Source organism: Streptomyces sp. NRRL F-525, assembly GCF_000716605.1.
GTDB lineage: Bacteria > Actinomycetota > Actinomycetes > Streptomycetales > Streptomycetaceae > Streptomyces.
In genome coordinates, this window is record NZ_JNXE01000027.1 from 99,391 (window position 1) to 112,357 (window position 12,967).

Here is a 12,967-nt window from a genome sequence, read left to right on the forward strand (position 1 = left end):
GAGCGACCCCCCTGGGGCAGGTGGATACTCGATGCCATGAGCACCACGGAGCGTCCCAGGATCCTCGTAGTAGGCGGTGGGTACGTAGGCCTGTACGCAGCTCGGCGCATTCTCAAGAAGATGCGCTACGGCGAGGCGACCGTCACGGTCGTCGACCCCCGGTCGTACATGACCTACCAGCCCTTCCTCCCCGAAGCCGCCGCCGGCAGCATCTCCCCTCGGCACGTCGTCGTCCCGTTGCGACGCGTACTGCCCAAGGCGGAGGTCCTCACCGGCCGGGTCACCACCATCGACCAGGACCGCAAGGTCGCCACGATCGCCCCCCTCGTGGGCGAGGCGTACGAGCTGCCTTTCGACTACCTCGTCATCGCGATGGGCGCGGTCTCCCGCACCTTCCCGATCCCCGGCCTCGCCGAACAGGGCATCGGCATGAAGGGCATCGAGGAGTCCATCGGCCTGCGCAACCACGTCCTCGAGCAGCTCGACAAGGCCGACTCCACCACCGACGAGGAGATCCGCCGCAAGGCGCTCACCTTCGTCTTCGTCGGCGGCGGTTTCGCCGGCGCGGAGACCATCGGTGAGGTCGAGGACATGGCCCGGGACGCGGCCAAGTACTACAACAAGGTCTCCCGCGAGGACATGCGCTTCGTCCTCGTCGACGCCGCCGACAAGATCCTCCCGGAGGTCGGCCCCAAGCTCGGCCTCTACGGCAAGGAGCACCTGGAGAGCCGCGGGATCGAGATCTACCTCTCGACCTCGATGGACTCCTGCGTCGACGGGCATGTCGTTCTCAAGAACGGCCTTGAGGTCGACTCCAACACGATCGTGTGGACGGCCGGCGTCAAGCCGAACCCCGTTCTCTCCCGCTTCGGCCTCCCGCTCGGCCCGCGCGGTCACGTCGACGCCCAGCCGACCCTCCAGGTCACCGGCACCGACTACGTCTGGGCCGCCGGCGACAACGCCCAGGTCCCCGACATCGCCAGCCGCAAGGCCGGCGTCGAGAACGCCTGGTGCCCGCCGAACGCCCAGCACGCGCTGCGCCAGGCGAAGGTCCTCGGCGACAACGTGATCTCCGGTATGCGGGGCTTCCCGCAGAAGGAGTACTCGCACGCCAACAAGGGTGCGGTCGCCGGTCTCGGCCTGCACAAGGGCGTCGCGATGATCGTCATGGGCAAGGTGAAGATCAAGGTCAAGGGCCGTCTCGCCTGGTACATGCACCGCGGCTACCACGGTCTGGCCATGCCGACCTGGAACCGCAAGATCCGCGTCTTCGCCGACTGGACGCTCGCGATGTTCCTCAAGCGCGAGGTCGTCTCGCTCGGCGCCATGGAGAACCCCCGCGAGGAGTTCTACGAGGCCGCCAAGCCGGCGCCGGCTCCGGCCGCCGCCGCGAAGACCGAGGAGAAGGCCAAGGCCTCCTGACCCCCTCCGGTCAGCTCGGACAACGCAAGAAGAAGTAACCCCGAAGGGGCCGTCCGCCATCCGTGGTGCGGGCGGCCCCTTCGGCGTGCTGCACGTGTCACCTTCATGGCTGCTACATCTATTTTGCCTACTCGTAACGCTCAAGCAGGACTGCGATCGGGCCTGGCCGGTGTTTACGTAGTGATGGACAATTCCGGGATCCGCGTCACGGAGGTGTGCGCCATGGCTGATGCCGCGCTGCGGCTCAAATCCCTCTTCGAACAGCTACTGGGAACCCCCATCCCGCTGCGCATCCGCGCCTGGGACGGTTCCGAGGCAGGACCGCCCGATGCGCCGACCTTGGTCGTACGCAATCGCCGTGCCCTGCGCCGACTCCTGTGGAAGCCCGGCGAACTGGGCATGGCCCGCGCCTGGGTCTCCGGCGACCTGGGCATCGAGGGCGACCTGTACGCCGCCCTCGACGCGATGTCCGAGCTGGTGTGGGAGCGCGGCGAGGACGCCCGCACCCTCGCCCAGGCCCTGCGCGACCCCGACGTACGCTCCGCCGCCCGCGGACTGGTCAAGCTCGCCGGACTCCCGCTGCCGCCCGCCCCGCCCCCGGAGGAGGTCCGCCGCAGCCGGGCCCACCTCCACACCAAACGCACCGACAAGCGCGCCATCAGCCACCACTACGACGTCGGCAACGACTTCTACGAGATCGTCCTCGGCCCCTCGATGGTCTACTCGTGCGCCTACTGGGAGTCCCCGGACGGCACGTTGGAGGACGCCCAGCGCGACAAGCTCGAACTCATCTGCCGCAAGCTGGAGTTGACGCCGGGTCAGCGACTCCTCGACGTCGGCTGCGGCTGGGGTTCGATGGCGATCCACGCGGCCCGCGAGTACGGCGTGAGCGTGGTCGGCGTGACCCTCTCCCAGGAACAGGCGGCCTACGCCCGTAAGCGCGTCGCGGGCGAGGGGCTCACCGACAAGGTGGAGATCCGGGTGCAGGACTACCGGGACGTCACCGACGGGCCCTACGACGCCATCTCCTCCATCGGCATGGCCGAACACGTGGGCACCGAGCGGTACTTGGAGTACGCCAGGGACCTCTTCGGCTTGCTCAGACCGGGCGGGCGGCTGCTGAACCACCAGATCGCCCGTCGCCCCTGGCAGGACGAATCGGCGTACGACATCGACGAGTTCATCGACGCGTACGTCTTCCCCGACGGTGAACTCGCCCCGATCGGCACCACCGTGACCCAGCTGGAGAGTGCCGGGTTCGAGGTGCGGGACGTCGAGGCGATCCGCGAGCACTACGCGCTCACCCTGCGCCGCTGGGTCGCCAACCTGGAGGCCGAGTGGGCCCGCGCGGCCAAGCTCGCCGGGGTCGGCCGGGCCCGCGTCTGGCGCCTGTACATGGCGGCCTCCGCGCTCGCCTTCGAGCGCAACCGCATCGGCGTCAACCAGGTCCTGGCCGTCCGCACCCCGGACGGCGGGAACTCCGGGATGGCGTTGCGCGCCCGCACCTGGAACTGAGCACGTTTCCCGGCGAACAGCGAGCACGGCAAGGGGCCCCGTTCCGATCCGGAACGGGGCCCCTGCCTCGTGGCCGTCAACTCGGCTACGGCTACTCGGACTTGATGGCCGACAGCATGTTCAGCTTCGCCGCGCGCCGGGCCGGCCACAGCGCCGCGAGGACACCGACCGTGCCCGCGAGGAGCAGGAAGAGCGCCATCCGGGCCCAGGGGATGACGAGTTCGTAGGTCGCCATCTTCGCGCCGATCAACTCGCCCGCCGCCCAGCCGAAGAACACACCCAGACCGATGCCGAGCACCCCGCCGAAGAGCGAGATGACCAGGGACTCCAGCCGGACCATCCGCTTGATGCCCTTGCGGTCGAGGCCGATCGCGCGCAGCATCCCGATCTCCTGGGAGCGCTCGAAGACCGACATGGCAAGGGTGTTGATGACCCCGAGGACCGCGACGATCACCGCCATGGCGAGCAGGCCGTAGACCATGTTGAGGATGAGCGTGAAGACCTGCGCGATGCTGTCGGAGAGGTCCTTCTTGTCCTGGACCTTGACGGCCGGGTTGGAGCCGAGGGCCTTCTCCAGCTTGTCCTTGGTCGAACTCGACGCGCCGTCAGCGGTCTTGACCAGGATCTGCATGTCGGCCGGGTCGGTCTGGTGCGGGGCGAGCGTCGCGTTGTCGAGCATGATGCCGCGGATCAGCGCGTTGCCCTCGTAGACCGCGGAGACGGTGAGCTGCTGTGCCTTGCCGTCCTCGTAGTGCGTGGTGAAGGTCGAACCGGCCTTCCAGCCATAGGACTTGGCCGTGTCGTCGTCCACGACCACCTGCGTGCCGGCGACCTTGAAGGTGCCGCTGTCGACCTTCAGGTCGGTGAGCTTGCCGATCGCGGAGCCGTTGACCCCGGTCAGGAACTCGGTCTTGCCGTCGATGCGCGAGGGGGCGTTGCGCAGCGGGCTGCTGGCGGTGATGCCGGACGTGGTGGTGAGGGTCTTGTCGACGTCCGGGGAGAGCTGGTTGCCGTTCGCCATCGAGACGATGTAGTCGGCGCTGATCGCGGACGAGGCCATCTTGTCGATCGCCTGCTGGAGGCTGCCCGCCATCACCGTCATGCCGGTGATGAGGGTGAGGCCGATCATCAGCGCGGACGCGGTGGCGGCCGTGCGGCGCGGGTTGCGCACCGAGTTCTGGCGGGCCAGCTTGCCGGAGATCCCGAAGATCCGCAGGACCGGCGCCGAGGCCGCGATCAGCGGGCGGGACAGCAGCGGGGTCAGGATGAACACGCCGATGATGAGGAGTACGGCGCCGAATCCCATGGGCGCCTGGCCGTCCGAACCGCTCATCGTGGTGGCCGCGATGACGACCGCGATGCCCGCGCCGGAGAACAGCGCGCCCAGCGTGTTGCGCAGGACGAGGGACTTGGTGGTGGCCGTCGCGTGCAGGCTGCTCATCGCGGCGACCGGCGGGATCTTCGCGGCGCGGCGGCCGGGCAGCCAGGCGGCGAGCATCGTGATGAGGATGCCGACCGCGAGGGCGCTCAGCACCGTGTTCGAGGTGATGACGAGCGGGCCGTCCGGGACGGTCGCGCCGATCGTGCCCATCAGGGCGCGCAGCCCGGCGCCGATGCCGATACCGGCGAGCAGACCGGCCACCGCGGCGACCGCGCCGACCACGAACGCCTCAAGCAGCACCGACCGCGTGACCTGACGGCGCGAGGCGCCGACGGCGCGCAACAGGGCCAGTTCCTTGGTGCGTTGGGCGACCAGCATGGTGAAGGTGTTGGCGATGATGAAGGTGCCGACGAAGAGCGCGATGCCGGCGAAGACCAGCAGCCCCGACTTCAGCCCGCTCATCGACGAGGCGATCGCCTCGGCCTGGTCGTCGGCGAGCTTCTTCGCGGTGGTGGTCTCGGTGAGGCCCTTCGGCAGGGCGCTGTCCAGCTGCGCCTTCAGCGCGGCCTGACTGGTCCCGGCCGCGGCCTTCACATCGATCTCGTCGTACGTCCCCGCCTTGCCGAACAGCTTCTGAGCGGTCGCGGTGTCGAAGAGGGCGAGGCTGCCGCCGGCGGCGACGTTGCCGTCGTCGGTGGTGAAGATGCCGGTGATCTTCGGGGTCAGGACGGGGCCGTCGACCGAGATGCGCACGGTGTCGCCGACCTTGTACCCGGCGCGCTTCGCGGTCTCGGAGTCGATGGCGACCTCACCCGAACCATGCGGCGCGGCACCGGACTTGAGGGGATACCGGGCGTCCTTGCTGCCCCAGTAGTTCCCGCCCTCGGACTGGAAGCCGCCGCCGATGAGCTTGCCCTTCTTGTCGGCGATGGCGGTGAAGCCGTTGACGACCCCGGTCGCGGACGCGGCCCCCGGTACCTTGGCGCTGGTGTCGAGCATGGCCTGGGTCAGCTCGGGCGTCTTGCCGACCGTGTCGCCCTTGTCGTCCTGGGACTTGGCCCGGACGGCCACGTCGACCTGGTCGAAGCCCTTGGCCGAGCTGTTCTGGAAGGCGTTCGAGATGGTGTTGGTGAAGACCAGGGTCCCCGACACGAACGCGACGCCGAGCATCACGGCGAGCACGGTCATGAGGAGCCGGGCCTTGTGCGCGAGTACGTTGCGCAAGGCGGTACGGAACATGGGTCTACTCAGTCCAGGTCTACGAGGGGTGAGCCGGGCGGCGGAGCCGGGTGCCGGGGCGGTGAAGTCGGGCCCGGGGCAGCGGAGTTGGGCGCCGCCGGGCAGCGAGGTCGGGAGCCCTGGCGGTGAAGTCGGCTGCCGGGGCCGCGAGATGAGGGAGCGTCAGAAGACCTAGCTGGTGCGGCCCTTGGCGTCGAACTGCTTCATGCGGTCCAGCACCGAGTCCGCGGTCGGCTCGTAGACCTCGTCGACGATACGGCCGTCCGCGAGGAAGACCACCCGGTCCGCGTAGGCCGCGGCCACCGGGTCGTGGGTGACCATGACCACCGTCTGGCCCAGCTCCCGTACGGAGTTGCGGAGGAAGCCCAGTACCTCGGCGCCGGAGCGCGAGTCCAGGTTTCCGGTGGGCTCGTCGCCGAAGATGATGTCGGGGCGGGAGGCCAACGCCCGTGCCACGGCGACGCGTTGCTGCTGGCCGCCGGAGAGCTCGGAGGGCCGGTGCTTCAGCCGGTCGGCGAGGCCGATCATCGTGATCACCGAGTCCAGCCACTGCTTGTCCGGCTTGCGGCCCGCGATGTCCATCGGGAGCGTGATGTTCTCCAGGGCCGTCAGCGTCGGCAGCAGGTTGAACGCCTGGAAGATGAAACCGATCTTGTCCCGGCGCAACTTGGTGAGCTGCTTGTCCTTCAGGGAGCCCAGCTCGGTGTCACCGATCCGCACGGAACCGGACGAGAAGGTGTCCAGGCCGGCCACGCAGTGCATGAGCGTGGACTTGCCGGACCCCGAGGGGCCCATGATCGCGGTGAACTCGGCCTGCCGGAAGGCGATGGAGACCCGGTCGAGGGCGACCACCTGGGTCTCGCCCTGTCCGTAGATCTTGGAAAGATCCGTGGCACGCGCGGCCACGGAGGTGGTCCGTTCGGCGATGGGGGTGGTGGTCACGGAGGGCGCTCCTGTCGGGACGACGGTATTGCTTGGATACGCCACCCATCCTCGCGGCCCCATCGCGCCGTGTAGTCAGCCGCTGTTCCGGTTCCGGGGGCAGCCTTCAGTCGGACTGCGCTCAGCGGTGTCATACCTGGGGATGAGGACCACCCCCGAGAAGGTCCCCGAGAAGCCCCCCGGGACGACCCCTGGAGCCGCCTCTGTGAACGATCACGTCAAGAACCGGTGGAGCACCCTCGTTCGGGCGGTGAAATTCCGTCATTCCGCATACGAGGCCCCAGATCGCACGCAAGGCTGTTGGCAAGTGCTGATGGCGCATTCCGTGGTCTGATGCACCCTCAGACATCAATAAAATAAGACAACATCGGTCCGCCTGCCCGCTGTTGGGGACGCGCGTCCCGATAGGCTCGTGACCTCGATGCGGAGCCCACGGCCTGCCCGGATGGTGGAATGCAGACACGGCGAGCTTAAACCTCGCTGCCCCTTCGCGGGCGTGCCGGTTCAAGTCCGGCTCCGGGCACCATCGCAGTTACTCGGCGTGACGCACGGCGACGGTGAGTTGCCGCAGTGTCCCCTCGGCGGCCCTCGCCACCCCCTTCCCGACCGTTGACAGGTGACCCTTGCGGTCGGAGACTTGAGTCGCGCCAACGAGGTGAAGAGAATTTCACCAGGCGAACATACGTGACTGTCGCCCGCTCGAAGGGAACGTCCGATGCGTACCACCGTCGGCATCATCGGAGCCGGCCCCGCCGGGCTCCTCCTCGCCCGGCTGCTGCACAACGCCGGGATCGACTCGGTCGTGCTGGAGAGCCGCGACCGGGAGTATGTCGAGCACCGGCAGCGCGCCGGGATCCTGGAGCAGGGCACGGTCGACGTGCTGCGCGCGGCCGGCGCCGGTGAGCGGATGGACCGGGAGGGGCTGCGGCACGACGGGATCGAGCTGCGGTTCGACCGCAAGCGGCACCGGGTGGACTTCCCGGCCCTCACCGGCGGCCGTAGCGTCACGGTCTACGCGCAGACCGAGGTGTGCAAGGACCTGATCACCCTCCAACTCGCCGACGGAGGACCGCTGTTGTTCGAGGCGGAGGCCTTGGCGGTGGAGGGCGCGGACACCGACCACCCCCGCGTCCGCTTCCGGCACCAGGGCCGCGAGGACGTCCTCGACTGCGACTACGTCGTCGGGTGCGACGGCTTCTGGGGCGTCGCCCGCAACGCGATCCCCGCCGAACTGACCCGCGTCTTCGAGCGCTCGTACCCCTACGCCTGGCTCGGCATCCTCGCCGACGTCGCGCCCTCCCACGACGAGCTGGTCTACGCCCGCCACGAGCGCGGCTTCGCCCTCCTCTCCATGCGCTCCCCGTCCGTCTCCCGTCTCTACCTCCAGGTGGAGGAGGGCGCGGACGCGGAGGGCTGGAGCGACGACGACATCTGGGCCGAACTGGAGCGCCGGTTCGAGACGGAGGACGGCTGGAAGCTCGACCGCGGACCCATCACGCAGAAATCCGTCACCCCGATGCGTTCGTACGTCCACGAGCCCATGCGGTACGGACGGCTCTTCCTCGCCGGGGACGCCGCGCACATCGTCCCGCCGACCGGAGCGAAGGGCCTGAACCTAGCCGTCGGCGACGTCGTCACCTTCGCGAGGGCGCTGACGTACAAGAAGGAGACGGGCGGCGACGAACGGCTCGACGGGTACTCCGCGACCTGTCTGCGGCGGGTGTGGCAGGCCGAGCGGTTCTCCTACGACATGACGAGCCTCCTGCACCGCGCGCCCGACGCGACGGCCTTCGAGGGGCGGCTCCAGCTGGCCCGGCTGGAGCGGATCGCGAGCTCGCGGGCGGCCGAGACGGATCTCGCCGAGGCGTACACCGGGTTCCCTCTCGGCGAACAGGGATAAGGGGGCTCCAAGAGGGGCGTCACGGCTTGGTACCAGTGTTCGCACGGGGTGCGATCCACCGCGTACCTTGGCAGGACGAGGGGAAGATCCTCCCCAAGAGGTAGGGTCAATCCTTTGCCTACCTATTACTCTTGAGCCCAAGGCCGCGCGAGGCGGCCATGGAGGAGTGAAATGAGGAGCAGAAACCCGGTCTTCTCGCGACGGGGGTTCAGCCGCGACAACGGCTACGCGGGCTTCAACACCGCGCCGCAGGCCGGGGGCCCCGCCGTGGGCACGCAGGGCAACCCCTACGCGGGCGGCAACCCGTACGCGCAGAACCCGTACGCCCAGCAGGACCTTCAGCAGGGCGCGCCGCCGCAGGCCCCGGCCACCACCGGCCGGATGACCATGGACGACGTGGTCCTGCGCACCGGCACCACCCTCGGCACGCTGATCGTGACGGCCGCCCTCGCCTGGGCGCTGCTCCCGGTCGACGACGCCAACCTCGGCCGTTCGTACGGCATCGGCATCGGTGCCGCGCTGGTCGCGATGGTCCTGGCGTTCGTCCAGTCCTTCAAGCGCAAGCCCGTCCCGGCGCTGATCCTGTCGTACGCCGCGCTGGAAGGCGTCTTCCTCGGCGTCGTCTCGAGCGTCGTCGACAACCGCATCGCGAGCGGCGCGGCCATGCAGGCCGTGATCGGCACGATGGCGGTCTTCGCCGGCGTCCTCATCGCGTACCGCGCGGGCTGGATCCGCGTGAACCGCCGGTTCTACGGCTTCGTGATGGCGGCCGCGCTCGGCTTCGTGCTGCTGATGGTCGTGAACCTGCTGTTCGCGGTGTTCGGCGGCGGTGACGGCCTCGGCTTCCGCAGCGGCCCGCTCGGCATCTTCTTCGGTGTCGTCGGCATCATCCTCGGCGCGTGCTTCCTCGCCCTCGACTTCAAGCAGGTCGAGGACGGGATCGCCTACGGCGCGCCCAAGGAGGAGGCCTGGCTCGCGGCCTTCGGGCTCACGCTGACGCTGGTGTGGATCTACATGGAGTTCCTGCGGCTCCTGTCGATCCTGAACAGCAACAACTAGCGGCGACAACCAGCCGCGGTACGGCGGTAGTTCCGCCCGCTCGCGCGAAAGGGCCCCGGGTTCGTTCCCGGGGCCCTTCGTCATGTCCGTGTCCGTGGTGGGTCGGTCTGTGGTGCGCGCCTAGAGCAGTTTGCGCGCGGCCCTCCTCAGGTCGTACTCGTGAATGATCGCCTTGGCGTGGCCGTACGCGAGGTCGTGCTCGGCGCGGAGCCAGCTGACCTTCTCCTCGAAGCGGAAGAGGGCGGGGCCTTCGTCGACGGTGCGCAGCCAGTCGGACACTTCACGACCGGTGCAGTGGGGGATGCGGGCGAGCAGATTACGGTGGGTCTCCTGGGAGAACACTTGGGACATCGGCGCCTCCGGACGCATGGGGTGTAAGCCGGTCCTTCAGGTCACCGTGCCTGAGCGTTCGCCCGTTGGCAACAGTCCCGGTACGGCGCGTAGTCTCGCGGCGTGGTGGATACGACGCGGTTGACTCAAGCGGTGGATCACTTCGCGGACCGGCTCAGGGCTGCGCCGCAGAGCCGTTTGCAGAGGGGTGCCGCTGCCGAGGCTCTGGGGCTGGCCAGGGAGTTTGCCCTGTGGGCGCAGCGGGTTGAGGATCCCTCGGGGGAGGCTCGGGAGATGCCGGATGCGGGGATGTTCGCCGCGGCCGATCAAATCACCGTTGCTGTGCATGACTTGGCGGTTGTGCTGGTGAGTGACGCCGAGGTCGAGCAGGCGGTGGGGTTGGTCGCGGAGGCGCAGAAGAGGGCGGGGGTCTGAGGTGCGTTGGCGGGTGCCTGTGCGTTGTGGCTGGTCGCGCAGTTCCCCGCGCCCCTAAAAGAGACGGTGGGCGTGCGTTTTCAGGTGCGCCGCTCCACGCGCCCCTAAAAAATGCGGGCCCGTCGTTTTCGGCTTGCGGTCCGTTGTGGTTGCTCGCGCAGTTCCCCGCGCCCCTAAAGACTAAAAACGCAGGCCGGCCGTGTTCTTTTAGGGGCGCGGGGAACTGCGCGAGCAACCCCCACGCACCCGCACCCGACGACGTACCTGGACGCCCCCGGCATCACAGCGACGCTATGACCCTGTCCGCCAGGATGTAGACGTTTTCCTCGCCGCACGCGAACGTGAGGGTGTACGCGCCGGAGACTCCCGAGCCGCCGAGGAGGAACGGGGTTTCGCCGGCGTGGAGGGCTGCGGCGAGGCGTTCGGCGGTTTCGCGGTGGCCGGGGGTCATGCAGAGGGTGGTGCCGTCGGCGAAGACGTAGACGTCGAGGGTGCCGAGGGGGCCGGGGCGGACGTCGGCCAGTTCGACCGCGGACTCGGCGAGTTCCTCCAGCGTCGCCACCGTGCGCTCGTGGTCGTTCGCCACCGGCGACTGCGCCGGGACGAAGTCCGGGTGGGACGGGTGGCGGCGGCGGGCCGCGGCCAGTTCGGGGGACTCGCCGGCGAACTCGTCGGCGTCCGCGGAGAACTCGGTGACCGGCTCCAGCGGTTCGAGGCCCACGAAGTCGCTCTGACGGGGCAGGAACAGCTCACTGTCGGGCAGACCCAGCAGAGTCGGCACCTCGGTGTCGCGGGCTTCCTGCGCGGCCCAGAAGGCGCGCGCCTCGGCCAGCTCCCGCTCCCGCTCCTCCGCCAGCGCCTCGGCCACGGCGGCGCGTATCTCATCCGCGTCGGTGTGGCTGCGGGCGGCGGGCACGAGCGCCCGTACGGCGGCGGCCCGGCCCTCGGCCAGTTCGGTGTGCAGGTCCGCCACCTGTCGACGGAGCACCAAGAGGGTGCGCAGGACGGCGACGCCCACGGCGCCTGTGGCGGCCGTGGTGAGCAGCAAAGCGATCGGCATGGCGCTCACTGACGTACTCCCGGTTCAAAGTCGACCCCCGACTTCCTACATCAGCTTGAAGGGCGGACTAACCAGCTGTCAGTGCGTAACGTCACGAAACGGGCAGGACTTTGGGCCCGATGTTTGGTGGTGAAACGGTCCTGACCTGGGAAAATCCCTCTTCGAAGGGAGATAGGTCACATCCTGGGGGAGATTGGATCACAAATCGGCCCAGAACCCAGGTGGTTACTGGGTTCCGGGCCAAGAGGTGACGCAAAGTTCCCGCGCGATTACGGGGAGTTGGTCAGCTGAGGCGCTCGATGACCATCGCCATGCCCTGGCCGCCGCCGACGCACATGGTCTCCAGACCGAACTGCTTGTCGTGGAACTGGAGGGAGTTGATCAGCGTGCCGGTGATGCGGGCGCCGGTCATGCCGAAGGGGTGGCCTACGGCGATCGCGCCGCCGTTCACGTTCAGCTTCTCCAGCGGGATGCCCAGGTCGCGGTAGGACGGGATCACCTGGGCGGCGAACGCCTCGTTGATCTCGAACAGGTCGATGTCGTCGACGGTGAGACCGGCGCGGCCCAGCGCCTGCTTGGACGCCTCGACCGGGCCCAGGCCCATGATCTCGGGGGAGAGGCCGGAGACGCCGGTCGACACGATCCGGGCCAGGGGTGTGAGGCCGAGCTCGCGGGCCTTCGTGTCGCTCATGATGACGACCGCGGCGGCGCCGTCGTTCAGCGGGCAGCAGTTGCCGGCCGTGACCAGGCCGTCGGGGCGGAAGACCGGCTTCAGGCCGGAGACGCCCTCCAGGGTGACGCCGGCGCGCGGGCCGTCGTCCTTCGACACGACCGTGCCGTCGGGCAGCGTGACCGGGGTGATCTCGCGCTCCCAGAAGCCGTTCTTGATGGCTTCCTCGGCGAGGTTCTGCGAGCGGACGCCGAACTCGTCCATGTCCTGGCGGGTGACGCCCTTGATCCGGGCGAGGTTCTCCGCGGTCTGGCCCATCGCGATGTACGGGTCGGGGAGCAGGCCGTCCTCGCGCGGGTCGTGCCAGGTCGAGCCCTCGGACGTGGCGGTGGCGGCGGTGCGGGCCTGTGCCTCGTCGAAGATCGGGTTCGTGGTGCCGGGGATGCCGTCGGAGCTGCCCTTGGCGTAGCGGGAGACCATCTCGACGCCGGCCGAGATGAAGACGTCGCCCTCGCCTGCCTTGATGGCGTGCAGGGCCATGCGGCTGGTCTGCAGGGACGAGGAACAGTAACGGGTGATCGTGCAGCCCGGCAGGTGGTCCATGCCCATCTGTACGGCGACGATCCGGCCGAGGTTGTAGCCCTGCTCGCCGCCGGGGAGGCCGCAGCCGAGCATCAGGTCCTCGATGAGCTTCGGGTCCAGCTCGGGGATCTTCGCGAGGGCGGCCTGGATGATCGTGGCGGTGAGGTCGTCGGGGCGCAGGTCCTTGAGGGAGCCCTTGACGGCGCGGCCGATGGGGGAGCGGGCGGTCGAGACGATGACGGCTTCGGGCATCACGGCTCCATTGGCGTTCGTACGGCGTGAGGTGCGGGGGACTGGCACGGCTTCCTTGCGAAGTTACCCGCACGTATGGCGCAGGTCACGGGGATCGCTGTGTGACCCGCGCCGCAATTGTCTAAGCGCTTGCTTGGCTCGCAGCTCCCCCCGACTCACTGGCCGTCCCAGGGGGCTCCG

The 12,967-nt window shown here is 68.9% G+C and carries 10 protein-coding genes and 1 tRNA gene; 6 read left to right on the plus strand and 5 right to left on the minus strand.

The window, feature by feature from the left end; all coding sequences use genetic code 11:
• The first annotated feature begins 36 nt into the window (after positions 1-36).
• The gene (locus OO69_RS32005; protein ID WP_033284343.1) at positions 37-1,422 is read left to right on the plus strand and encodes an NAD(P)/FAD-dependent oxidoreductase; all 1,386 of its coding nucleotides are present in this window, start codon (positions 37-39) and stop codon (positions 1,420-1,422) included.
• Between the two features lie 222 nt (positions 1,423-1,644).
• Complete coding sequence (locus OO69_RS32010) at positions 1,645-2,937, plus strand: class I SAM-dependent methyltransferase (RefSeq protein ID WP_106971142.1); 1,293 nt, start codon at positions 1,645-1,647, stop codon at positions 2,935-2,937.
• A 91-nt stretch (positions 2,938-3,028) separates the two neighbouring features.
• Here the strand turns inward: OO69_RS32010 and OO69_RS32015 are convergent, their stop codons facing one another.
• The gene (locus tag OO69_RS32015) at positions 3,029-5,557 is read right to left on the minus strand and encodes an ABC transporter permease (RefSeq protein WP_033284345.1); all 2,529 of its coding nucleotides are present in this window, start codon (positions 5,555-5,557) and stop codon (positions 3,029-3,031) included.
• Between the two features lie 171 nt (positions 5,558-5,728).
• A complete protein-coding gene (locus tag OO69_RS32020; protein ID WP_033284346.1) occupies positions 5,729-6,499 on the minus strand; it encodes an ABC transporter ATP-binding protein in 771 nt (256 codons plus the stop codon).
• Between the two features lie 439 nt (positions 6,500-6,938).
• Here OO69_RS32020 and OO69_RS32025 point away from each other — a divergent pair.
• The 3 genes from OO69_RS32025 (at position 6,939) to OO69_RS32035 (ending at position 9,458) form a co-directional block, all read left to right on the plus strand.
• Positions 6,939-7,025 (plus strand) — tRNA-Leu (locus tag OO69_RS32025).
• 189 nt (positions 7,026-7,214) lie between these two features.
• The gene (locus OO69_RS32030) at positions 7,215-8,399 is read left to right on the plus strand and encodes a 4-hydroxybenzoate 3-monooxygenase (RefSeq protein ID WP_033284347.1); all 1,185 of its coding nucleotides are present in this window, start codon (positions 7,215-7,217) and stop codon (positions 8,397-8,399) included.
• Positions 8,400-8,570: 171 nt separating this feature from the next.
• Complete coding sequence (locus OO69_RS32035) at positions 8,571-9,458, plus strand: Bax inhibitor-1/YccA family membrane protein (protein ID WP_033284348.1); 888 nt, start codon at positions 8,571-8,573, stop codon at positions 9,456-9,458.
• A 120-nt stretch (positions 9,459-9,578) separates the two neighbouring features.
• Here the strand turns inward: OO69_RS32035 and OO69_RS32040 are convergent, their stop codons facing one another.
• On the minus strand, positions 9,579-9,809 hold the full coding sequence (locus tag OO69_RS32040; protein WP_026178224.1) for a DUF4287 domain-containing protein: 231 nt from the start codon (positions 9,807-9,809) through the stop codon (positions 9,579-9,581).
• Positions 9,810-9,911: 102 nt separating this feature from the next.
• Between OO69_RS32040 and OO69_RS32045 the strand changes: the two genes are divergently transcribed.
• The gene (locus OO69_RS32045) at positions 9,912-10,223 is read left to right on the plus strand and encodes a hypothetical protein (protein WP_199811073.1); all 312 of its coding nucleotides are present in this window, start codon (positions 9,912-9,914) and stop codon (positions 10,221-10,223) included.
• 280 nt (positions 10,224-10,503) lie between these two features.
• On the opposite strand, the gene OO69_RS32050 is transcribed toward OO69_RS32045, so the two are convergent.
• Both OO69_RS32050 and OO69_RS32055 read right to left on the minus strand, forming a co-directional pair.
• Entirely contained in the window at positions 10,504-11,292 is a 789-nt protein-coding gene (locus OO69_RS32050; protein ID WP_033284350.1) for a hypothetical protein, read from the minus strand.
• Between the two features lie 274 nt (positions 11,293-11,566).
• Positions 11,567-12,787, minus strand: a complete 1,221-nt coding sequence (locus tag OO69_RS32055; protein WP_033284351.1) for an acetyl-CoA C-acetyltransferase — start codon at positions 12,785-12,787, stop codon at positions 11,567-11,569.
• Positions 12,788-12,967 lie beyond the last annotated feature (180 nt).

Coding starts and splice junctions, on each gene's coding strand:
- OO69_RS32005 (WP_033284343.1), top strand. CDS start 37: ATGAGCACCACGGAGCGTCCCAGGATCCTCGTAGTAGGCGGTGGGTAC.
- OO69_RS32010 (WP_106971142.1), top strand. CDS start 1,645: ATGGCTGATGCCGCGCTGCGGCTCAAATCCCTCTTCGAACAGCTACTG.
- OO69_RS32015 (WP_033284345.1), bottom strand. CDS start 5,557: ATGTTCCGTACCGCCTTGCGCAACGTACTCGCGCACAAGGCCCGGCTC.
- OO69_RS32030 (WP_033284347.1), top strand. CDS start 7,215: ATGCGTACCACCGTCGGCATCATCGGAGCCGGCCCCGCCGGGCTCCTC.
- OO69_RS32035 (WP_033284348.1), top strand. CDS start 8,571: ATGAGGAGCAGAAACCCGGTCTTCTCGCGACGGGGGTTCAGCCGCGAC.
- OO69_RS32040 (WP_026178224.1), bottom strand. CDS start 9,809: ATGTCCCAAGTGTTCTCCCAGGAGACCCACCGTAATCTGCTCGCCCGC.
- OO69_RS32055 (WP_033284351.1), bottom strand. CDS start 12,787: ATGCCCGAAGCCGTCATCGTCTCGACCGCCCGCTCCCCCATCGGCCGC.